Source organism: Belliella baltica DSM 15883, assembly GCF_000265405.1.
Lineage (GTDB): Bacteria > Bacteroidota > Bacteroidia > Cytophagales > Cyclobacteriaceae > Belliella > Belliella baltica.
This window is the reverse complement of the sequence record NC_018010.1, coordinates 3,899,984-3,922,856: the sequence shown is the minus strand read 5'-3', so window position 1 is coordinate 3,922,856 and position 22,873 is coordinate 3,899,984. Positions and strand designations below refer to the sequence as shown.

20 protein-coding genes are annotated in these 22,873 nt (G+C 35.5%); 9 read left to right on the top strand and 11 right to left on the bottom strand.

The genetic code is table 11. From position 1 onward, the window contains the following. Window positions 1-41 precede the first annotated feature (41 nt). Genes smpB through BELBA_RS17740 form a run of 3 tightly spaced genes read left to right on the top strand, consistent with a single transcriptional unit; the run spans window position 42 to window position 3,613 of the window. On the top strand, window positions 42-506 hold the full coding sequence (smpB, locus tag BELBA_RS17750; protein ID WP_014774058.1) for an SsrA-binding protein: 465 nt from the start codon (window positions 42-44) through the stop codon (window positions 504-506). Window positions 507-559: 53 nt separating this feature from the next. Next, entirely contained in the window at window positions 560-1,066 is a 507-nt protein-coding gene (locus BELBA_RS17745; RefSeq protein ID WP_014774057.1) for an HNH endonuclease, read from the top strand. 54 nt (window positions 1,067-1,120) lie between these two features. Then, window positions 1,121-3,613, top strand: coding sequence for an ATP-binding protein (locus BELBA_RS17740; protein WP_014774056.1), 2,493 nt, complete (start codon window positions 1,121-1,123; stop codon window positions 3,611-3,613). Window position 3,614: 1 nt separating this feature from the next. Here the strand turns inward: BELBA_RS17740 and BELBA_RS17735 are convergent, their stop codons facing one another. Both BELBA_RS17735 and BELBA_RS17730 read right to left on the bottom strand, forming a co-directional pair. Further along, window positions 3,615-4,955 (bottom strand): sigma-54-dependent transcriptional regulator, encoded by a 1,341-nt coding sequence (locus BELBA_RS17735; protein ID WP_014774055.1) that lies wholly within the window; start codon window positions 4,953-4,955, stop codon window positions 3,615-3,617. A gap of 95 nt (window positions 4,956-5,050) precedes the next feature. Continuing rightward, window positions 5,051-5,386, bottom strand: a complete 336-nt coding sequence (locus BELBA_RS17730) for a hypothetical protein (protein WP_014774054.1) — start codon at window positions 5,384-5,386, stop codon at window positions 5,051-5,053. Window positions 5,387-5,866: 480 nt separating this feature from the next. On the opposite strand from BELBA_RS17730, the gene BELBA_RS17725 reads away from it, so the two are divergent. Further along, the gene (locus tag BELBA_RS17725; RefSeq protein WP_014774051.1) at window positions 5,867-7,750 is read left to right on the top strand and encodes an amidophosphoribosyltransferase; all 1,884 of its coding nucleotides are present in this window, start codon (window positions 5,867-5,869) and stop codon (window positions 7,748-7,750) included. A 75-nt stretch (window positions 7,751-7,825) separates the two neighbouring features. Here the strand turns inward: BELBA_RS17725 and BELBA_RS17720 are convergent, their stop codons facing one another. From BELBA_RS17720 to BELBA_RS17710, 3 genes are read right to left on the bottom strand one after another with little or no spacing between them, the layout of a single operon-like run. Next, window positions 7,826-8,185 carry a response regulator gene (locus tag BELBA_RS17720; protein ID WP_014774050.1) on the bottom strand — a complete coding sequence of 120 codons (360 nt, stop codon included), beginning with the start codon at window positions 8,183-8,185 and terminating at the stop codon, window positions 7,826-7,828. 2 nt (window positions 8,186-8,187) lie between these two features. Further along, entirely contained in the window at window positions 8,188-9,594 is a 1,407-nt protein-coding gene (locus BELBA_RS17715; RefSeq protein ID WP_014774049.1) for an ATP-grasp domain-containing protein, read from the bottom strand. Between the two features lie 30 nt (window positions 9,595-9,624). Next, on the bottom strand, window positions 9,625-10,365 hold the full coding sequence (locus BELBA_RS17710) for a sulfite exporter TauE/SafE family protein (RefSeq protein WP_014774048.1): 741 nt from the start codon (window positions 10,363-10,365) through the stop codon (window positions 9,625-9,627). A gap of 201 nt (window positions 10,366-10,566) precedes the next feature. On the opposite strand from BELBA_RS17710, the gene BELBA_RS17705 reads away from it, so the two are divergent. Continuing rightward, window positions 10,567-11,619: a M42 family metallopeptidase gene (locus BELBA_RS17705; RefSeq protein WP_014774047.1), complete on the top strand. Its 1,053-nt coding sequence runs from the start codon at window positions 10,567-10,569 to the stop codon at window positions 11,617-11,619. A 164-nt stretch (window positions 11,620-11,783) separates the two neighbouring features. Here BELBA_RS17705 and BELBA_RS17700 read toward each other — a convergent pair whose 3' ends face one another. Then, window positions 11,784-12,386 (bottom strand): DUF2911 domain-containing protein, encoded by a 603-nt coding sequence (locus tag BELBA_RS17700; protein ID WP_014774046.1) that lies wholly within the window; start codon window positions 12,384-12,386, stop codon window positions 11,784-11,786. A gap of 153 nt (window positions 12,387-12,539) precedes the next feature. Between BELBA_RS17700 and BELBA_RS17695 the strand changes: the two genes are divergently transcribed. After that, the gene (locus BELBA_RS17695; protein WP_014774045.1) at window positions 12,540-13,205 is read left to right on the top strand and encodes a ferredoxin reductase domain-containing protein; all 666 of its coding nucleotides are present in this window, start codon (window positions 12,540-12,542) and stop codon (window positions 13,203-13,205) included. 79 nt (window positions 13,206-13,284) lie between these two features. On the opposite strand, the gene BELBA_RS17690 is transcribed toward BELBA_RS17695, so the two are convergent. Both BELBA_RS17690 and BELBA_RS17685 read right to left on the bottom strand, forming a co-directional pair. After that, window positions 13,285-15,639 carry a TonB-dependent receptor gene (locus BELBA_RS17690; RefSeq protein ID WP_014774044.1) on the bottom strand — a complete coding sequence of 785 codons (2,355 nt, stop codon included), beginning with the start codon at window positions 15,637-15,639 and terminating at the stop codon, window positions 13,285-13,287. Window positions 15,640-15,756: 117 nt separating this feature from the next. Then, window positions 15,757-15,963, bottom strand: a complete 207-nt coding sequence (locus BELBA_RS17685) for a helix-turn-helix domain-containing protein (RefSeq protein WP_014774043.1) — start codon at window positions 15,961-15,963, stop codon at window positions 15,757-15,759. Between the two features lie 321 nt (window positions 15,964-16,284). Between BELBA_RS17685 and BELBA_RS19180 the strand changes: the two genes are divergently transcribed. Next, window positions 16,285-16,680, top strand: a complete 396-nt coding sequence (locus BELBA_RS19180; protein WP_014774042.1) for a hypothetical protein — start codon at window positions 16,285-16,287, stop codon at window positions 16,678-16,680. 239 nt (window positions 16,681-16,919) lie between these two features. Here the strand turns inward: BELBA_RS19180 and BELBA_RS17675 are convergent, their stop codons facing one another. After that, window positions 16,920-19,550, bottom strand: a complete 2,631-nt coding sequence (locus tag BELBA_RS17675; protein ID WP_014774041.1) for a valine--tRNA ligase — start codon at window positions 19,548-19,550, stop codon at window positions 16,920-16,922. A gap of 137 nt (window positions 19,551-19,687) precedes the next feature. Continuing rightward, complete coding sequence (hutG, locus tag BELBA_RS17670) at window positions 19,688-20,656, bottom strand: formimidoylglutamase (protein WP_014774040.1); 969 nt, start codon at window positions 20,654-20,656, stop codon at window positions 19,688-19,690. Window positions 20,657-20,790: 134 nt separating this feature from the next. Between hutG and BELBA_RS17665 the strand changes: the two genes are divergently transcribed. Both BELBA_RS17665 and BELBA_RS17660 read left to right on the top strand, forming a co-directional pair. Then, window positions 20,791-21,294 (top strand): glutathione peroxidase, encoded by a 504-nt coding sequence (locus tag BELBA_RS17665; RefSeq protein WP_014774039.1) that lies wholly within the window; start codon window positions 20,791-20,793, stop codon window positions 21,292-21,294. Window positions 21,295-21,329: 35 nt separating this feature from the next. Beyond that, a complete protein-coding gene (locus BELBA_RS17660) occupies window positions 21,330-21,770 on the top strand; it encodes a MarR family winged helix-turn-helix transcriptional regulator (RefSeq protein ID WP_014774038.1) in 441 nt (146 codons plus the stop codon). 1 nt (window position 21,771) lies between these two features. On the opposite strand, the gene BELBA_RS17655 is transcribed toward BELBA_RS17660, so the two are convergent. Next, the gene (locus tag BELBA_RS17655) at window positions 21,772-22,809 is read right to left on the bottom strand and encodes an alkane 1-monooxygenase (protein ID WP_014774037.1); all 1,038 of its coding nucleotides are present in this window, start codon (window positions 22,807-22,809) and stop codon (window positions 21,772-21,774) included. Window positions 22,810-22,873 lie beyond the last annotated feature (64 nt).

The following is a 22,873-nucleotide window of genomic DNA, read 5'->3' as shown; positions in this document are numbered from 1 at the left end:
AGAGTCCATTGCAGATAATATAAATATAAAAACTCCCTGATATGAACAAAAAACTAAAGTTTGATAAAATCATTAATATAAAAAATAAAAAGGCGAGTCATGAATTTGAGTTTGTTGAAAAATTTGTGGCTGGCTTGGTCTTACGTGGCACTGAAATCAAATCTATTAGAGAAGGAAAAGTGTCGTTAACGGAGGCCTATTGTTTTTTTAGAAGTGGAGAGCTTTTTATTAAGCAAATGCACATTGCACCCTATGTAATGGCTGCTAGTTACAATCATGATGCTGTTAGAGAGCGTAAACTTTTGCTTAGCAAAAAAGAACTTGATAAATTAGATACCAAATTTGCCGAAAAAGGACTTTCCATAATTCCTGTTCGTATATTTATCAATGACAAGGGGTTAGCCAAAATGGAGATCGCTCTAGGAAGAGGTAAAAAGCTACATGACAAAAGACAGGATATCAAAGAAAAGGACCTCAAAAAAGAATTAAGTAGACTGGCCTATTAAACATTTCAATTCATCAACATGTTTTTCAGGTTAGTTTTAAGAGTTGATGAAATATGGAAAAACGCGTTTTGGTTTTGAATTTAGATCATTCTCCTGTGGCTGTTGTTACGGTACAAAAGGCAATGGTTCTAACTTTTTTAGAAAAAGTAAGCTGTTTAAGTTTTTATGAATCCTATACCATCAGAACAGTCAGTAGGACTTTTCAATACCCTGCTGTAATTCGACTTAATGAATATAAAAATATTCCTTTTAGAGGGGTTTTGTTAAATAGAAACAACCTTTTCAAACGTGATGGTGGAGAATGTCAATACTGTGGTTCAAAAAAAAATCTTACCATTGATCACGTAATCCCAAGGTCAAAAGGAGGGAAAACCAATTGGACCAATTTGATCACGGCATGTCATCGCTGCAATGTCATCAAAGGAGATAAATCTCCTGAGCAAAGCGGGATGGTCTTGAGAAGTAAGCCATTCAAGCCAAGTTTGTCATTTTTTCTAGCGGAATACGCAGAAAGACAGGCTGAAGAGTGGTTGCCTTTTTTAGAGGTTAGAGCAGTTTAATTGGTAGTTTTGGAATGGTTCTTGACTGTAAAAACCGAAAAAACTTCCTAAATCTTGATCAAGAAATCAATCATCTTTCAATTAGGCTCTAAGGTAATATTGGGGTTCGTTCTGGCGATTTTTTTAGTATTGACCGTAAGTATTGTCACTTATATCAGTATCAAAAACTTGTTAGAAACAGTTGAAAATCTTTCAGAGCCAAACGAGAAATTGAGACAACTCAATGGCTTGATGGCAGATGTCTACCTATTAGATATGTCCAAAGGAAACCGGACATCAGATAAAGATTCTATTCTGAACGAGGCTTATGATCGCATCAGAAACAGATTAAATTGGTTAAATGAAGCTGCTGACAGCAAAGCTGAGATAGAAAGTTTTCAAAAAATAGGATTGAATGTGCAGGAATTGATGATTTCATATGCTGGACTAGAAGAGGTTCGGTACAGACTCACCAATCGGAACTTTAGCCAAGAAGCATTGAAAAGTATTGAGATTAAATTACAAAGGCAAGAAGAGTCCACTAGGATGAATTTTTTTGATAATTTAAAACCAAGGGAATTATTTGGAAACCTCGATAGCCTTAGAAAGTCTGTGGTAGATAAAGAAGAGTTTGAGGTTGAAGAAGATTTATCTTCCTTCTTTGAAGATATTGAAGCCTTGAATCGTACGGATTTAGCGAGCAACAAACAAAAAACTGGTTCTGATTCGGTATTGATCGCCTTGAGGGGCTTGGTTACCGAACTTTTCAAAGACGAACAACAATTGAGAGAAAATTTTGTCAATCTTGAAGCAAATTTACAAACTAAAAACGCAGAGGTTTTCTCAGAAATTCAGAATTTGATAAGTAATATTCAATTAAGTCTATTAGTCGATTCAAAGTCTCAAAATGAGTCCGCTTACAACTTAACTTATACGGTATCATTTATTCTTGGAGGGTTAGTTTTCTTAGGAGTGATTGGTTCTCTTGGATTCATTTATAGTATTTTAAAAGAGGTTAAGAAAGCAAGTGTTTATAATGCTAAGCTCAGAGAAGCAAAGAATTACTCCGAAAATTTAGCCAAAGCAAAACAGGACTTCTTAGCAAATATGAGTCATGAAATTAGAAATCCATTGCATGCGATTCAGGGATTTCAAAGGCAGTTAGAGAAATCCAATTTAGATCAAAAACAGGATGAATCGGTCAAAATGATTGGATTTGCTTCCAAAACGCTCATGGGCGTAGTCAATGATATTCTGGATTTTTCAAAACTTGAGGCTGGGAAAATTGAGATAGAAGAAAAGCCATTTGATGCATTTAACTTATTCTTGTCAATCAAGAAATTTTTTAGTGCCAAAGCAGAAGAGAAGAGTTTAGATTTTATTTGGAAAATAGATTTGCCAAAAAACAAATGGTTGATTGGAGATGAATTAAGAATCAATCAAATCCTCAATAACCTCCTGTCTAATGCGATAAAATTTACAAACGAAGGAAGGATTTTCGTAGCGCTAAGTTTGAAAAATGATATGCTTCAAATTCTAGTAGAAGACACTGGGATTGGAATGGCAAAAGAGCAACTTGCTAATGTTTACAACGAATTCAATCAGGCTGATTCTTCTATAACACGCAGATTTGGAGGTACAGGACTTGGACTTTCTATTGTTAAAAAACTAGTAGATCTTCAGTCAGGTCAGATCTCAATCGAGAGTAAATTCAGAAAAGGGACAAGAATTAAGATTAATATACCTGTAGGTATTGCAGATGCGGATGAGGCGGTGAATTCTGAGGAAGTGGCTAAAACATATGCTCTTGATAATCTTAAGATATTGGTGGTAGATGATGATAGAATAGGTCTGAAGTTGGTTCGATTGATTTTGGAAAATAGAGGAGCATCAGTATTGACTTACAATGGTGGGATAGATTTTAGAAGTCAATATAGTGGAGAAGAATTTGATTTGGCTTTTATCGATATCCAAATGCCGGAGGTCAGTGGGGTTCAGGTATTAGATTTAATTAAAAACAGATTCAAAAATAGGGATTCAAAAATACTTGCAATGACTGCCAATGTTTTTGCTAATGAACAAGAAAAATTAATTGATGCGGGCTTTGAAGGAATTTTACTTAAGCCGTTTGATGAAAATGACATCATCGAGTTAATAGGTAGTTCACTAAATCTTGAGAAAAATAATGTTATTAAAATTGATGTTTTTGAAAAGTTAAATAATCCACAGGAATCGATTGATATAAGCGATTTGAGGAGATTTTGTATGGGTGATGATGAATTACTTCAAGAAGTCATTAAGGACTATTTAGAGCACACAGAAAACGACATCAACAAATTGAGAGAAGCAAGTAAACAACTTGATTATTCCCAGATGAGAGAAATTACACATCAACTGTCTAGCAGATTAGGTCAAATCAAATCCGACACTTCTTCTCTGGCAAAAGACATTGAAGTCGCGATCAAAAATAGGGATATGAAAGGAGTGCCGGATCAAATTGAAATATTAATTCCTCGAATTGAAGAAGTGCTCAATTTACTTTCTATTGAGCTCAATGTAAAAAGTTAGATTAATCAATTCCTAATTTAGTCATCTTGTTGTAGAGCGTTTTTCTGTCAATTCCCAATTGTTTTGCAGCTTTGGTTTTGTTATATTTAACCTCTTTAAGCGTTTTTTCTATCAGCTCTTTTTCTTGAGATGCCAGATTATTGGTCGTGATATCCGCATCTTGTACAAGCTCGTTTTCCAGCAAAAAGTTTTTCAATTGATCAGGGATCATTTCAATTTCAATTGTTTCTGATTTTGAAAGGAGTACAGCTCGCCGAATAATATTTTTTAATTCGCGAAGGTTTCCCGGCCAAGGGTATTTTTGAAATAATGCAGATACTTCAGAAGAGAAGCTTTTGATGTTTTTATTCAGTTTTTTATTGCTCTCCATTAAGAATTGATTACAAAATGATTCTAAATCTTTTTTTTTTTCTCTTAATGGGAGTGCAGTAAGGGAGAATTCATTCAAACGATGATATAAATCCTCTCTAAATACACCTTCTTGAGATTGGCCTATGAGATTTTCATTTGTCGCTGCGATTATCCTCACATCAATATCTATTTCTTGGGAGCTTCCAATTTTTCTTATTTTTCTTTCTTCAATCGCTCGCAATAATTTGATTTGGATTTCATAGTCCAAATTCCCGATTTCATCTAGAAATATCGTACCACCACTTGCTGCCTCAAAATGGCCTATTCTATTATCCAAAGCACCTGTAAATGCTCCTTTGACATGACCAAAAAGTTCACTTCCTGCCAGTTCTTTTGAGAGTGCGCCACAGTCTACTGCGATAAAAGGTGCTTCGCCACGAGTTGACTTTCTATGTATTCTTTTAGAAATATATTCTTTTCCGGTTCCTGTTTCACCGAGAACAATGATGCTCAACTCGGTAGGAGCGACAAGGTTAATGTGTTCTTCTAGTTCCTTTGCTTCAATGCTTTCTCCGATTATATAATCATCAATTTTTTGTCGGGAAGCTTTTAGGTTTTTCTTGGAATTTTGATCCGTTTTGATTGCCTCCTTTACAGTCAACAAAAGTTCATCTGGGTTGATGGGTTTGGTAATGTATTCAAAAGCCCCCATTTTCATGGCTTTGACAGCAATCCGGATGTCAGAATAATTCGTGATTAGTATAACTTCAACGTCGGGATAATTATCTTTAACTTTCTTAAGAACCTGTAGTCCAGTGCCATCAGGAAGTCTAAAATCCGTAACTACCAATTTGATTTGGTGATTCTTTAAGGGGTAATCAATGTCTGAAAGCTTGGTGCAGGAGGTGACTTTAAAGTTGTTTTTTTCAAGAAAACTTTGAATGATCCTTGAATAGGTCACGTCATCTTCTACTAATAGGATATGTTCCATTTAAAAATTTTGAATGAGCTTCCAATTTAACGAAAAATAAGGTATTGGAATCATTCCAATACCTTAAAACTTTATTAAATTATGGCTGGTAATGATTATTGGTTGGTGGTTTCTTTAATTTCTTTACCGTCCACACCGTATTTTTTTACAAGTTCTTCGCCAGCCTTATCAAATTTTATTTTGAAATAAGTTTTACCTTCTTCATTTGTGCTTTTCCAGGCTTCTGAGATCATAAGACTTGCTGTTTCTGAATCTAGAGCAATTGTTTCCTTTACTAATTCAGGAAGATTCTCTGGATCGATTTTGACTTTTTCCTGTTCTTGAACCGTGACTTCGATAGCCCTAGTTTCAGTCGCAGTGGGACTTGAAAAAACAGGAACAGATGTCATTCCTAAAAATAGGAGGGCGGGGATGATGATTTTCGTTTTCATAATTTTTGGTTTAGTGATAATTATATTTTGTTAAAATGATTAAGAATTATAAAACTGTCGTTCAAGTCTTAATGGATTATGGCTCTCTCCAGAAAATTCAGATTTATCAATTTCCTTTTTTTGATACATCTTGGAAACTGCATTAACCAAAAACATTATGATGGTTAAAAGAACAGATTTAATATTTTTCTTTTTCATATATAGACTACAGTGAAAGAAGGGTGCCATACTGAAAAAGACATCATTCAATCCCAAAATCCAGCAAAAAATCATTCGTATGTGGAGACATGTCCCATCTTGTAACAAAAAATTCCCCAAGTTGTGGAATTAAATTCATTTAGATTTAGGTTAAATAGCCCACTTTTATTTCATAAGAATTTAAACAAAAATATAGGTCACGAATCCTAAGATAATTTACTTCTTGATTCTTCTAAAAAAGAGCTAACTTTGTTAACTCAAATATAACTTTCGCCCAACCCAATGAGTGATCAGATCAAACACGAATGTGGGATAGCCATGATAAGGCTCCGAAAACCCCTCCAATATTACATTGACAAATACGGATCACCTGCCTATGTAACTAATCGACTTTATATATTGATGCAAAAGCAAATCAATAGAGGTCAAGATGGTGCAGGTGTGGCCAATATCAAAATCAATACTAGTCCAGGCACCCGATATATCAGTAGATATCGATCGATAGAACCCCAAGCTGTCAATTATATTTTTGATAAAATTCAAAAAAAATATAAAAAAGCTAGAAAACTTGGTGGTGAGAGCGCCTTGTTTGATGCGGAATGGTTAAAAGAAAATATTGCTTTTACCGGTGAAGTATGGCTTGGCCACTTGAGATACGGAACTCATGGGGAAAACAGCATAGAGACATGTCATCCATTCTTGAAACAGAATAATTGGAGAAGTAGAAATCTCGTGATGGCGGGAAATTTCAACATGACAAACGTTGAGGAACTTTTTAGTAGATTGGTAGAGTTGGGTCAGCACCCAAAAGAAAAAACAGATACTGTTACGGTCATGGAAAAGATCGGACATTTTTTGGATGAAGAGAATCAGAGGATTTTTGATAAATACAAAAATGAATACTCTAACGAACAGATTACAGCTGTCATTGAGGATGAATTGGATGTTGCGCGGATTCTAAGGAGATCTTGTAGAGATTTTGACGGTGGTTATGCCATGGCTGGATTGATAGGAAATGGTTCTAGCTTCGTTGTAAGAGATCCATCAGGTATCCGACCAGCTTATTATTATGCAGATGATGAGTTTGTCGTAGTAGCATCTGAGAAGCCAGCAATCAAATCAGCTTTTGATATCGATTATAAGGAAATCAAAGAGATTCAGCCGGGTTGTGCTTTGGTAATCAATAAAGATGGGAGCTATGGTGAGCATGAAATTATGCCAGCCAGAGAAAAGAAATCCTGTTCTTTTGAAAGAATTTATTTCTCAAGAGGAACCGATCCAGGAATTTATAGAGAAAGAAAGCAACTTGGAAAAGCTTTGATTCCACAAATCCTTCAAGCAATTGATTTTGATTTGAAGAATACGGTATTTTCCTACATCCCAAATACAGCAGAAACCGCCTTTTTGGGAATGATTGAAGGCTTGGAAGACTATTTAAGTGCTAAGCGGAAAGAAGTACTCCTAGAAGGAAAGCCACATTTGGAGGATTTGGAAGAACTCCTGCACTTCAGACCGAGAGTTGAGAAGCTGGTCAGTAAAGATGTGAAGCTAAGGACTTTTATAACTAATGATTCAGACAGAGACGCTATGGTAGCCAATGTCTATGATACCACTTATGAAGTTGTAAGATCTGGTGTAGATACTTTGGTTGTGATTGATGATAGTATTGTGAGAGGAACTACACTTGAAAAAAGTATTTTGACTACTCTTGACAAGCTTAATCCAAAAAGAATTGTCATCGTCTCATCTGCGCCACAAATTAGATTTCCAGATTGCTATGGCATAGACATGTCTAAAATGAAAGATTTTATTGCTTTCAGAGCGACAATGGAATTGCTAAAAGAAAGAGGAATGTCAGATCTCGTTGATGATATTTATGAGAAGGCAAAATCAGGTGATGTAATGGACGTGAATTATGCAAAAGAACTTTATGAGCCTTTTGCAGATCAAGAAATATCAGATAAAGTAGCCCAAATCATCACCTCTGACAATATCAAAGCTGATGTCAAAGTCATTTATCAAACTGTAGAAAACCTACATAAAGCCTGTCCTGAGCATTTGGGAGATTGGTATTTTACTGGTGACTTTCCTACCCCAGGAGGAATGCGCGTAGTGAATCGAGCATTTGTGAATTATATGGAAGGTAAGACGGTAAGAGCTTATTAAAGAGTTGTAAAAAAAATATTTTCATAACAAAAAAAGAGAAGCAATTTTGCTCCTCTTTTTTTGTTCCAAATATAATCAAATCCTTAGTCCCTTTATGACTTCAAGTAATTCATCTGGGTTGATAGGTTTGGACACAAATGCATCAGCTCCTTCGTTGATGGCTTTTGCAGCTATATCTTTATCTCCGTAGCGGGTGATCATTATAGATTTTGCATCAGAGTTTGATTCTTTTAATTTTTTAAGAATATCTATGCCATTCATATCTGGCAGGCGATAATCTAATATGGCTAATTTGAAGGTGTTCAATTTCATAAGCTCCAAAGCATCTCGACCATTTTGAGCATCCATAACTTCAAAATTATTTCTGGAGAGAAACCTTGTCAGCAGCCTACAAAAAACCGCATCGTCTTCAACAATTAATATTTTATTATTCATGATTATAGGTTTTGGGTAGTAAAATAGTCTTTAATTAAGCTTTCACCATAGATTTTTATGGCATTTTGATCAATGGCGTACACAGCCATTGCACTTTGTACAAATCCTTTGATTAATTCATCAATTCCTACTCCGAGCAGTCCGAAATTTCTAATGTCAAAAAGCATCAGTCTTTCATCTGCATAAGTCCATCCATCTTCTCCTTTTATCGAAAGATTTGTCCCATAAACCTCCCATGAATTCATTTCTTCAGGGAGCTCTTCGTTGAGTGGAAACCGCGACCTTCTGCTATAAACAGCAAGTGGTCTAATTCCTTCCTCCGTGGCATGCATCATCAATCTCAAGTCAAATGCAAAACTTCTGCCTTTAGAATCAGGAATAGTACCCACATGATACCATGCTTTGCTTGGGTCAAGATTAGCGCTGAAATTACTATGAATCAGTTCTTGAACCAAATATTGATCTTTTGGATCGATCTCCGACATTGCATGGTCAAGCTCTTTTTGATTGACCACCGTGTATACACCTTGACCAGCATTGGAGTCTGGTACTTTGATGACCATACTGCCTCCAAGTCTATCAAGATGACCTTGTAATTCACTATATTTCACTTTTCTGAAAGTTTTAGGAGTAAAAATTGAAATTCCATTCTCAGCGAACTCCTCATTGAAAGAATCGTAGGCAGCACTTGCAACTTCTTTGTTTCGGCCTCCCGAAAGACAAGCCTCAATGGGGTTCAAAAGTAAGGTTTTAGTAGTTTTTGGCAGTCTGGCCCAAGGTTCTTGAGTAACATACCTAAATGCAGCTCTTATTTTTACCCATTCGTCCTTTTCATTTCTGATAAACATCACGCCATTTTCGAATTTAACAGGAGGATCATTGTCTAATTTTTCAAATTTGGCTAAAAAGACGTTTTCACCAAAAACATCAGCCACTGTAGCGGCATAACCAATATTTTCCATTGGATTTTTATCATATATAACTGCGAGAGCACCTTCCATGTCATGAGCTTTTACCATGGGCTTGAAGGTCTTTTCTATCAGTCTTTTATAACCTCCTTGCTCTACATTAAGATCTAGAAGAGGCATTGATTTTTGCCCAGAAGGACAGCTATTTGTTTCGATTACTGTTAGTTTTCTGTTACCCTCATTGTTAGTGACATGCATCAAGTCTGTTCCCGCCCAGCGGAAATATTGTGGTTGATAAGACATGATTTTCATCAAAGCTTCAAGATCACTTTGTGGATGAAGCCTATTATATCTTTCTGCAATCTGCTTATGAGAAAGATTGAGAAAATAGGACACTAGGGGATGAATATTAGAATTCAAAACCCGAGGATACCAATGATCGGTAGGTTCAAAATCTCCTGGTTCGACTAAATGGACATTTTTTGAAATTGATAATTTCATATAATTTGATTTAATGAATTTTTGAATGATTTAAATAAGTCCTTCGACAGTTCCCCAATTTTTCCAAAGCATCAGTACACCACTGAGGACCATGCTCGCTACGACTATTTGTCGGAAGAAATTATCTGAGATCTTTGCTAGAATAAGCTTTCCAAAATACACAGCAACCATAGAGGTCACTCCGATCAAAATCCCATATTTGAGAACCTCACCTGTCATATAGCCATAGTAAGCATAACTGAGGATTTTTGTACTGTGGAGTAAAATAGCGTTTGCAGACCTTGTTCCCAATAATGACTCTTTGCTGATTCCATAATTGAGATAAGCTGAGTTCATCAAAGGCCCAACCCCTCCTATAAGTCCTGAAAGGAATGCTACGACTAAGCCCATCGGAGCGAAATGCCAAGCTTTAACTTTAAATCTTGGTTTCTTTTTTTGTTTGAATTGAAATATTGTAGATACAAGTAAGAGTCCTATCAATAGCTGTAAATAATCACTCGACATGCTAGCAAATAGGCTGGCTCCTAAGATTGAGCCAACTATTGTCGATGGGAAAAGCCACGCAAATAGCTTCCAATCAATATATTTCCAAAAAAGCAATACTTTAGAAGTGCTGCTCATTCCAATACTGACTGCCATGACTGGAGCGACGGCTTTTATACCCACAACCACAGCAACAAGAGGCATTAAGAGTAAACTTGCCCCTCCTCCAGTCAGAGTACTTAAAATAAATACGATGAATGCACCGATAAGCACAAGAATCAATTGCATAAATAAATCTTTTGTTGTCTTTTTACAGTTGGGTATGTATTGGATTGAATAAATACCCTCAGAAATAAAATATCAATACAACCAAAGAAAATTTCGTACCAATTTTAAGTAATACTCAGAGATTCTCTTTTCAATAAATGGAGATGAAGTGTAGAGAAATTACACACTTTGGGGATTAGAAAAATAAAAAAATAGATCATGATGAATGTAGATGTAGCCTTATTAAAACAAATTTGTGAAATAGCTGGTGCACCGGGCTTTGAGAAAAGGGTTAGAGATTTAATTGTAGGTATAGTTACTCCATTATCTGATGAGGTGATTATAGACAATATGGGGAATGTCATTGCTGTTAAAAAATCAAAAAAAAATCCTGATAACAAAAAAATCATGGTGGCAGCCCATATTGATGAAATTGGATTCATTGTGACACATATTGATGACAATGGATTTGTTAGATTTCATACTTTAGGAGGATTTGATCCCAAGACTCTAACGGCCCAAAGGGTCATTGTTCATGGTAAGAAAGATCTAGTAGGAGTGATGGGTTCCAAGCCTATTCATGTCATGTCTCCTGAGGAAAAAACAAAACTTCCCAAGACAACAGACTTCTTTATTGATTTGGGAATGAATAAGGAGGAAGTGGAGAAATATATCACTATCGGTGACCCAATTACCAGAGATCGTGAACTAATCGAAATGGGTGATTGTGTCAACTGTAAGTCAATCGATAATAGAGTGGCGGTATATATTTTGATTGAAACATTGCGAACGATCAAAGATCCAGCGTATGACCTTCATGCTGTATTTACAGTTCAAGAGGAAGTAGGGATTCGTGGGGCAAATGTCGCTGCACATGGAATCAATCCTGACTTTGGAATCGCTCTAGATACTACGATTGCCTTTGATGTACCAGGAGCTCAGCCGCACGAGAAGGTGACAGAGTTGGGCAAAGGAACTGCGATCAAAATTATGGATGCGATGACAATTTGTGATTATCGTATGGTGGATTTTATGAAAAAAACTGCTGATCAATTTCAAATCAAATGGCAACCGGAAATCCTTACCGCTGGCGGAACAGATACCGCAGGAGTTCAAAGGATGGGAAAACAAGGAGCTATTGCAGGTGCGATTTCCATTCCAACAAGACATTTGCATCAAGTGATAGAAATGGCCCATAAAGAAGACATCGCAAACAGTGTTTTATTGCTAAATGCTTGTCTAGAATCTATTGATCAATATGACTGGAAGCATTAAATAAAAATAGCGGAGATTCAAACTCTCCGCTATTTGACTTACGATTCCTGGGGTTTCTCTAAAATGTCAAAAATTGTGATTTGTTTTTAATGGGAAGATATCATAAAGTATAAAAACTTCACAGAATTCAATTTTTGAAATATCCAAGTAGAGAGACTTTTGTTTTAAAAAGCTCCCTTGAAGCTTTCCATTTTCTGATCAACTTGAGTGTCTACCATAAAGGATACAGAATAGTTCTCCCAGGTTAAAGTCACCTTCGCTACTTTATTGTTTTCAGCAGAAATGGTATAAATCAATCTTTCTTGTGGGCTTGCTAACTTGGTTGTTGTGCCTTTGAAAGCTACCAAATCATCTTTAGCAATAGCTTCTTCGTCGATTTTACCATCTTTCATGTAAGCAAAAACTGAATTCCCTTTGCTATTGAATCTAACCATCCAGTCTCCAGATTCAGTTGGAGTCATGAATATTGCATATTTACCAGGTCTTAAATTTCGACCGCCTACATTGACAGTAGTGCTGAATTCGATCATGGTAGTTGCATTTGCACCTGCTCTCCAAGTAGTGCCGAATTTTTCAATTTCTCCAAAAATTTTTCTCCCTTTCACAGCTGGAGAAGAGTACTCAATGCTAATTTTGGTAAATCCAACATTCTGAGAGACAAATGCCGCTGGGCTAGGTGCTGGTGCTTGCAATTGTGCGAAAGCTTCGTTGCTTGCAACAAAAATTAACAAAGCAAAAGAGGCGATTAATAATCCGATTTTTTTCATAAATATTTAATTGATTTGTTTGGTTTAGGTAAATCGAAGATACAACTTCGAAAATGAATTCTTGTTTGCTTTTTTTAAAATTCATTAGAAAAGCGGAGATTCTTGAACAATATTTGCTGCTATTACTTTATAGGTAAACTAAAAATAAATTTTATGAGCTATACAGTTAAAATCACAGACATACTTTCTTTGACACATGATGTTAAAATGTTGAAAACAGAAAAGCCTAGTGGATACAATTTTACACCAGGTCAGGCTACAGAAGTAGCCATTAATAAAGAGGGGTGGAAGGATGAAAAGAGACCATTTACTTTTACGTCTTTGCCAGAAGATGACTTCCTTGAATTCGTGATCAAATCATATAGAGATCATGATGGAGTGACAAAACAGATAGAAGATTTGATAGAAGGTGATGAATTGATCATCGATGATGCATGGGGTGCCATTCAGTTCAAAGGAAAAGGAGTTTTTATTGCAGGTGGGGCAGGAATTACTCCCTTTATTAGTATTTTCAGATCATTGGAGGATGCTGGGAATCTCGATGGAAACAAATTGATTTTTGCAAATAAGACTGGTAAAGATGTTATCATGGAATCTTATTTTCATGAAATTTTAGCGGAGGATTTCTTTTCTATTTTAGATGGAGAAAAGCTAGAAGGCCACTCTTTTGGACGGGTCAATATGGAGTTTCTCAAAGAAAATTTATCGGACCTTTCTCAACAATTTTATGTTTGTGGACCTCAGCCAATGGTAGAAAGTGTAAGTGAAATTCTAAAACAGTTAGGAGCTAATCCTGATGGAATCACATTTGAGAAATAATTCTTTATCCGTAATACTTTAAAAAGCCAATTTATCAATTACTGATGAATTGGCTTTTTTATGCATGAATTTTTATAATTTAAAAATTATATCTAGCACTAAATAATGCGATTCTCGTCTCTCTTTTTGAATAAAATGACTGAGAGAATGTATTCGTCAAGCTATTTCCGGCAAATCTTCTTGTATCAAAAATATCTCTTATACTCAGTGCCAAACTCCCTTTATTGTTAAAAAAGCTTTTTTGAATATTTGCATCTATAAAATACTGAGATAAGTCTCTTCCTTGTGCTTCGATTTCTGGAGAATCGTAGTTGAAAACGAGCTGAAGTGTAAAATCTAATGGAAGCTTAAAGTCTGAATTCAATTTGGTATTCCAAGCAAATCCGCTATTTACAAACTCCTCTCCAAGGTTTGATCCATCTACTCTAATATTGAATCCAGTGAGACTACCATTTAAATTCCACCAAGGTGTCAAATCCCATAATCCAATTAATTCGACGCCATAAGATTCACCTGTATTGAGATTTTCGGGTTGAGAGTAAGAAATTCCGTCTTCAATGATAGTGATAAAATCCAATAAGCCGTTTACTTGTCTATAAAAGAAATTAGTGGTTAAACTTGCCTTTTTTAACTCCATAATATGCCCCAACTCTAGCGAGTGGATCATTTCAGATTGTAAAAATGGATTCCCCCTTCTTACATTCAAGGAATCAGTAATGTCTGGGAAGGGGTTTAGCCTCCATGCAGTCGGTCGATCTATTCTTCTACTGTAGGTGAACTTGATTTGTTGTTCAGGAGAAAATTTGTAAAGAGATTGTACACTTGGAAACAAATTGAAATACTCCTGCCTATTCCTCTCCTCAGTATTGTATAAGTAGGTATCTACTGTCGTATATTCTCCTCTCAATCCAGCAGTAATGTCAATTTTCTCACCCGCTTTGCTCCAGACAAAATAACCTGCGTGAATTCTGTCTTTGTAATCAAATCGATTACTTATGGCAGGGTCATTTACAAAATCTTGAGCACCCTCGTTGAACCTTGAATAATCATAATCATTATCGAAATTTCTTAGATTTGATTTAGCCCCAACTTCAAGTTTCATTTGATTTGGAAGAGGATGGATGTAGTCAGTTTGGAAAACTGTGTTATATCTTTTTTCATCAGTAAAAGCTCTTTCTTGCCCGTTGAGATTTTCAGGATTTGGATTTGAAGCATTTCTGAAGATATCAATGTTTTGAGTTTTAAATTGATTGGTGTAAGAGTTGCTCACTATGAATTTGAATGATCTTTCTTTGTCATCAAATGATCTTTCATAAATGAAGGAATTTTCAAGCCCATCATCAGTTTCGCTTTCATTATTTCTTCTTACATACTCCAAGACGAGCTCGTCTGAATCGAGCGTAGATAATCTTGAATACAGTGTATTGATTTGTTGATCTAGACTTGTACTGAACACGCCTTCGTAACTAATGGTGTTTTTCCCGAAATAATAATCAGCGCCGTAATTAAAAGTATGGCCTAGATTTTCATTCCTATTTCCAGTTTCTTGGTTGAGTTTTTCTCCGTCTCCAAAGATTTCTCTTTCGATTCTACGGTTACCAACATCTCTCCATCTTCTCAGATTGTAACCAGCATAAACATTATATTTGATGGTTCTATGATTGAATCTTGCTCCAGTGTTCATCCGTCCTCTAGTACCGTAGGTTAGTTCAGCACCTCCATTAGTTCCCAGATCATCACCTTTTTTCAATACGATATCAATAATCCCTCCTTCAGCTTCTGCATCATATCTGGCGTTTGGATTATTTATTATTCTAATTTGTTCTATTGCACTTGCAGGAATTTGATCTAGGTTTTGCGTTAAGGATGAATTTCTGCCGTTTATTAATACGTTAGTTCCTGTACTTCCTCTTAGTGAAATCCCTCCATCATCACCCACCCTTACGGAAGGTGTGTTTCTCAATATATCAAGAAGTGTTCCTCCAATATTTGATAAATTTGCACTAGGATTAATAGTAATTCCCTCGACGTTGGTTCGCATTAGAATCTTGCTAGACTCGACGACTACTTCCTCCAGATTCTCTCCTTCATTAAAGATTTCAATGTTTTGAAGGTTTAGATTTTTATTTACATTAATATTTTCAATTTCTTGTCTCTCGTAACCAATCAAATATAATCTTAAGTTATAAGTAGAAGCAGGTAATTTGAGGTTGAAAACACCGTCAATGTTTGTGTCAGAGTAAGCCACAGGTTCCTCTTCCCCTGGCTTGAAGAAGGCAACTTGTACAAATGGTACAGTTTCTTTACTTTCAGAATCAATAATTTTCCCTGTTACATTATATTGATTTTCATTGTTTTGAGAAAATACCAAGTTGGAATTCCAGAGAAAGATGATTAGAGTTAAGGTAAAAACGCTGAGATTGAAAGTCTTCATTTTGCTTAATTGAGCATTTATTAAAATAATATTCAGATTATGTTCATATAAGCAAAAATTGGACTGATTGGTTTATTTTATTTTACTGAAAATGATGAACGGTGGGAAATTTGACGATCAATTCTCTGCAAACTCTAGGATATCTCCAGGTTGACATTCTAAGACTTGGCAAATTGCATCTAGAGTACTAAATCGAATAGCTTTCGCTTTGCCAGTTTTTAAAATAGAAAGATTGGATAGCGTGATATCTACTTTCTCTGAGAGCTCATTGAGCGACATTTTTCTTTTTGCCATCATGACATCTAGATTTACAATTATTGGCATAGTTAGATGGTTAGTTCATTTTCAGATTGAATTTCTACTCCTCTTTTGAAAACTTGGGCAAAACCCTATAAAGATAATCCAAATCACAATTGTGATGGTCAATAATTGAGGTTGTTTTTTCCAATTCATGATGCTGTTGTTTGGTTTATTTTTCAAAATTCAATAATTATTTATTGATAAACAATAAAAAATATCAAAAAATTTTTAATTTATATCTCAATTAAAAAATACCTACTACTAGGTATTTTTTAACTAGTTTTAATGTTTTATATTTAATCTTCTGATTAACAGAGTATTGATAGTTTTTAAACTAGTTTTTTTATGAAAGATGTAAGAGTTTGCTTGAATCCGGTTTGCGACCGGTTGGTTTTGGGGAGGTCTGATAAGAAGTATTGTTGTGATGGATGTAGAAGTGCACATTATAATGATACGAAGCAAGAAAGGAAATCAGATCCAATTGTGACTATCCCTAAATTTCAAAAAAACAACCGGGAAATTTTGAGAGTGATCTATGAAAAAAATGAAGGTAACGCAATAGTTTCAAAGATTTACCTAATTGGACTAGGCTTCAATTTTATGTATCATACTCACTTTATGATTACTTATGAAAGAAAATTCCTTCAATGTTGCTTTGATTATGCAATAAGAGTCATTGATGATTATTTGGTTGAAGTTTGTAAAAGCAATGATGATGTTCCTAATTCTAAGAAAAATTAAGTGGATTAGGTCTTTGCTTAAATTGTAAGATTTAAATCTAATTACACACTTGTAGCTAAATAAGCAGGTGGTTTTTAAACCACTTTAGTACTGATAATTAATAAATAAATTACAATTAACTGCAGGATCACTTGTGATAAATATTGACACCGAGGTCAATGAGAATCTTCTTAATTTTCATTTTTGCAGTTTAAAAAAACCGAAGCGGGAAAGCTTCGGTTTTTTAAGTTTAATTCTGTTTAACCAAGCTTGGAAAGAGCTTCTTCCAGGGCTTTGATTTTAGACTCTGCATCCGCTTGTTTTTTTCTTTCATTTTCGATCACAGCTGCAGGTGCTCCTGCTACAAATCGTTCATTACTGAGCTTTTTTAAAACAGAAGTTAGAAAACCTTTGGTATATGCTAATTCTTTTGTGATATTTTCTCTCTCTTCCTCAAGATTGACTTGTCCTTCCATTGGGATGAAGCATTCGTCAGCTTTGACCACAAAGCTTACTGAATTGTCAATAGAATCACCAAATGTCACCTCATCAAGATTCGCTAATTTTTTCAAAACAGCATCAAATCTATTGTAAAGATCTTCTTGTTTGGTTTTGATCGTCAGCGAGAATGCCTCTTTTGGCGAAATTCCTTTGGAAGCACGAATATTCCTTATCTGAGAGACAACTTCAAATACCTGTGCTGCTTCTGTGATGATTTGCTTATCAAATAATTTTGCTTTTGGCCAAGCAGATACTATTAATGCTTCTGATGTGTCCCTTTCTTTGATTTGATGCCAAAGTTCTTCTGTCAAAAAAGGCATAAATGGATGCAAGATCCTAAGAATATCTTCAAAGAATCCGATGGTCTTCGCTTGAGTTGCAGGATCGATTGGAGCTTGGTAGGCGGGTTTGATCATTTCCAAATACCAAGAACAGAAATCATCCCAAACCAACTTATAAGTTGCCATGAGGGCATCAGAGATTCTGAATTTCTCAAAGTGATCTTCGATTTCTGTCAAGGCTTCATTGAATCGATTTTCGAACCAAGTGATTGCTGCTTGATTGCTTTCACCATTAAGACTCGAATCAATCTCCCATCCACTTACCAGTCTAAAAGCATTCCAAATTTTATTTGAGAAATTACGACCTTGTTCAACCAATTTCTCATCGAAAGGAAGATCATTTCCAGCAGGAGAGGAGAAAAGCATTCCTGTGCGTACACCATCAGCACCAAATTGTTTGATCAGCTCCAAAGGATCTGGAGAATTACCTAAAGACTTGGACATTTTTCTTCCTTGCTTATCTCTAACTATTCCTGTGAGATAGACATTTTTAAAAGGTTTTTCTCCTGTATATTCATATCCCGCAATGATCATCCTAGCAACCCAGAAGAATAAAATCTCAGGAGCTGTCACCAAATCATTGGTTGGATAATAGTACTTCAAGTCTTCATTTTTCTCTCCTGTTCTGAATACTTCGGAATCAAATACAGAGATAGGCCATAGCCATGAAGAGAACCAAGTGTCAAGCACATCTTCGTCTTGAGTCAGGTCATTCAGCGAATACGCTGTCCCAAATTTGTCATTTGCGATATCAACAGCCTCTTCTTTCGTTTTTGCTACTACAAATTCTCCATTTGGAAGGTAATATGCGGGAATCTGATGTCCCCACCAAAGTTGACGAGAAATGCACCAGTCCCTTACATTTTCCATCCATGAGCGATACATGTTTTTGAATTTTGGTGGATGAAGTTGGATTACATCTTCCATCACCGAACTCAATGCAGGTTTGGTGATGTCGTCCATTTTCAAGAACCATTGCAAGGAAAGCTTAGGCTCTACGACTGCATCAGTTCTTTCAGAATGACCAACATTAGATTTGTATTCTTCAATCTTATCCAATTGACCGATTTCATCCAGCATTTTCCCAATTCTCTTTCTGGCTATAAATCTATCTTCACCAACAAGAATTTGAGCTTTTTCATTGAGAGTGCCATTATCATTTAAAATATCAATCACTTCAAGTTTATGCTTGATACCTAATTCATAATCATTGATATCATGAGCTGGAGTTACTTTCAAACAACCTGTACCAAATTCCATGTCAACATAGTCATCTTCAATAATTGGAATCGCTCGGTTAATTAGCGGAATGATCGCTTTTTTACCATTTAAGTGAGCGAATCTAGGATCGTTTGGATTGATGCAAATTGCGACATCGGCCATGATGGTCTCAGGTCGAGTTGTAGCAATAGTCAAGAAATCTTCACTTCCTTCGATTTTGTATTTGATATAATATAACTTAGACTGAATTTCTTTGGTGATTACTTCATCATCTGACAAAGCAGTTTTCCCAACAGGATCCCAGTTTACCATTCGTATTCCACGGTAGATTTTACCTTTATTATAAAGGTCAATGAAGACCGAGATTACGGCTTCACTCAAGTCAGCATCCATGGTGAACTTGGTTCTATCCCAATCACATGAAGCACCTAATTTCTTGAGTTGCTCTAGGATAATTCCACCATATTTCTCTTTCCATTCGTATGCATAAGCAAGAAATTCCTCACGAGAAAGTGATTTTTTATCTATTCCTCTTTCTTTGAGCATGGCGACCACTTTCGCTTCTGTAGCAATAGAAGCATGGTCTGTTCCAGGAACCCAACATGCGTTTTTGCCTTCCATTCTAGCTTTTCGAACCAAAACATCCTGAATGGTATTGTTAAGCATGTGACCCATGTGAAGTACACCGGTGACATTTGGAGGTGGGATAACAATGGTGTAGGGTTCTTTTTCGTGATCTACTTTGGAGGAAAAAAAATTATTTTCCATCCAATAGGCATACCACTTAGATTCTGCTGCTTCAGGATTATATTTTGTAGCTAATGACATAGGAATTTAGCGCTTGATGAAAACTTCAAGGCGCAAAAATACAAGAAATTCTGTAGTGTACTGTTGATTTTCGGGATAAGTCTGCAATCAGACTATTTTTTTGAAAGAAAATTGAATTTCACTTCTTTTATTAAATTTCATTCCCACATTTTTCTAACAGTACTCTCAATACATCTAGAAGCAAGTTTAGCTGTACAATGATCAATATCATATTTCGGATTAAGTTCGACTACATCCATACACAATAATTTCTTGCTTTTTGCTACATATTCTAAAACCTTCATTGCGAAATCTGGAGAGAATCCCATAGGAGAAGGAGCACTTACTCCTGGGGCATAAGCAGATGAAAAGCCATCTAGATCTATACTCAAATAAACTTTGTTTACTTGGGAAAGAAATGCTTCCAATTGTGCTTGAACTACTTCCCAGTTTGATATCGTGCAAGCTTCATTTTCTAACCACCACGTCCCAGTGGTTTTGGCTGTTTCGAATAAAGATGATGGATTGGAAGCTTTTTGTATTCCTAAGCAAAAGTATTTCATTGAGGAATTCATATTCTTTGCTGAATTTAAGATTTGTAAAAATGGAGAGCCTGAATGGCCTTGATCGTGTACTAAATCACGTAAATCAAAATGGGCATCTAAATTGATGATTCCAAGAGATTCATTTCTAGACTTGCAGTAGTGAAATGCTGCCATGCCATGTGGAAAAGCAAGGTCATGTCCTCCTCCTAGTAAGATTGGGAAGTAATTATTTTCTAAGAGATGACCGATTGCCTCTTGAGTTGTTTTTTGTACACCTTCCAAATCTGAATCATCAAGCCAAAAAGTGCCAAAATCTTGAATTTCCATTGATTCGGGTAAATGATAAGCCATTGATCCCATAGTCCTTCTGATTTCATCAGGACCAAACTGAGTGCCAACCCGTCCTTGATTCCGTCGAACCCCTTCATCTACAGCATATCCAAGCAGTGCGATTTTCTTTTTAGAATTCACATTTTCTGACAAAAATGTCTCTAAACATTTTACTTTCTGATACCAATATTGAATTTCATCAGAAAGACGTCCTTTCCAAATATTTTGAGGAGTTGGTTTGTGAAAATTCATAGTGATTGGATTTTTACCAAAGTACATAATAGGGATTGAGTTGGCAAAATAAATCTCTTTAAATTATATCGTGCACGATGTAATTTAAATAAAATAAGTATATTTATATCGGAAGCGATATAAATGTTGAAATCATGGAAAATAAATTTTATGAATTTACTGCTGAGGATATCAAAGGGCAGTTGATAGATATGTCTCAGTATAAAGGGAAAACAGTCTTGGTGGTCAACACAGCGAGTAAATGTGGTCTTACACCACAATTCGAAGGTTTGGAAAAGCTGAATAAAAAATATAGTGAGAAAGGCTTTGTAGTATTAGGGTTTCCCTGCAGTCAATTTGCAAATCAAGAGTTAAGCTCTGAAGATCAAATTTCAGAGTTTTGTGAAATTAATTACGGGGTAACTTTTCAAATGTTTTCTAAAATTGATGTTAATGGAGACCAAGCTCATCCAATTTTCAAATTTCTGAAGAGCAAATTGAAAGGAGGAATTTTAGGATCTAAGATAAAATGGAATTTCACCAAATTTTTGATTGATTCTGATGGAAAGCCGGTGAAGAGATTTTCACCTTTTACTCAGCCGGAGTCAATAGAGAAGGATATAGTAAAATTGCTCAAGAGAAATAAAGCAAAAGTGTAAAAATCAAATTTTCATGAGGATGAATTCTTAAAATCATGGTAGAACAACTCAAACTAGAAAATCAAATTTGTTTTCCATTCTATGCCATTTCTCGATTAATCATAAGGGCTTATCAGCCACATTTGGATTCTTTGGGTATTACCTATCCACAATTTTTGGTGATGTTGGTTCTTTGGGAGTATGAAAAACAATCAGTCAATCAAATCACTGAAAAATTAATTCTAAATACAAATACAATTACTCCACTTTTAAAAAGAATGGAGCAAATGGATTTGATAACTAGATCAAAATCCCAAGAGGATGAAAGAAAAGTTCTGGTTAGTTTGACCGAAAAAGGCAAAAAATTGGAAGAGAAAGCCGCTTGTATTCCTGATGAATTGCTAGCCAAATTAGCAGGTGCAGATGTCAAAAGAGAAGATTTCAGCGAAATGAAAGATCAACTCAATCACTGGATTTCATTGATTAAATCTGCTTAGTCTAGCTATTGAATTTTTCCAATCGAGGATTCATTATTCTAAACCATAGCGGAGGAAATAAGGCCAAAAGCATACTAGCAGGATATCCTGTAGGTAGCTGAGGGCTATCATCCATATGTCGTAAGATTTGATATTTTCTTGAAGCTAGGTAATGGTGGTCAGAATGTCTAGTTAACTCAAAAAGAACAATTCTTCCCATTTCATGATCTGAATTCCATGAGTGTTTTGGCATCACTCTTTCGTATCGTCCGTTCTCCAATTTTTTTCTTTGTAGCCCATAATGTTCGATGTAGTTGATTGTTTCTAAAAGTAAAAAGCCAACTACTCCAATTGCCAATGCATAAGGTAAAACTCCAATTCCATAATACAAACTTATTAAGATTAAGTATCCGATTTGATAGGCCGAAAATCTGATCATTTCATTAGACCATGAAATGCTTTTTAATTCCTTTTTCTTCAATCTTTCAAATTCCAGTTTCCAAGCATTCAAATATTGCCCAATGACAGACCTCAAATAAAATTGATAAATGGGTTCGTTTTTTTTTGCTGTTGCGGGATCAGAATCAGTAGAAACATGTTTGTGATGTCCTCTATTATGCTCGATGTAGAAATGTTGATAAAAGACTGGGAGTAAGCCAACTTTTGCGAGAAATTGTTCCCATTTATTATTTCGATGACCGAGTTCGTGAGCTACATTGATTCCCAAAGACCCTAGGACAACGCCAATGCTAAAGGTTAAACCTATGGTTTCATTTAGAGAAAGTATGGTGTTGTTGATCGTTTGAAAATATAGAAAAACCAATAGAAAGCAGATTGGCGCACAGATATAAAGCAGTAAATCGAAAAATCTATTTGATAAACGCTTCTTTTCTTCAGACTCAGAGTGATTTTTCGATGAGGCAGGGTACACTGCATCAAAAACAGGGAAAATTACAAAAGCCAGAATTACTGTAGCCCAAGACCACCAACCTAGCCATTGTAATGCAAGATAAGCCGATAATGGGATGGAGTAAGCAAACAAGTATTTGAGGTCTTTCATTTGGGTTAAGCTAATTTTTTAAAAATTTCAGCAATAAATCCCCTAAAAGCAAGTGTTTAAATCC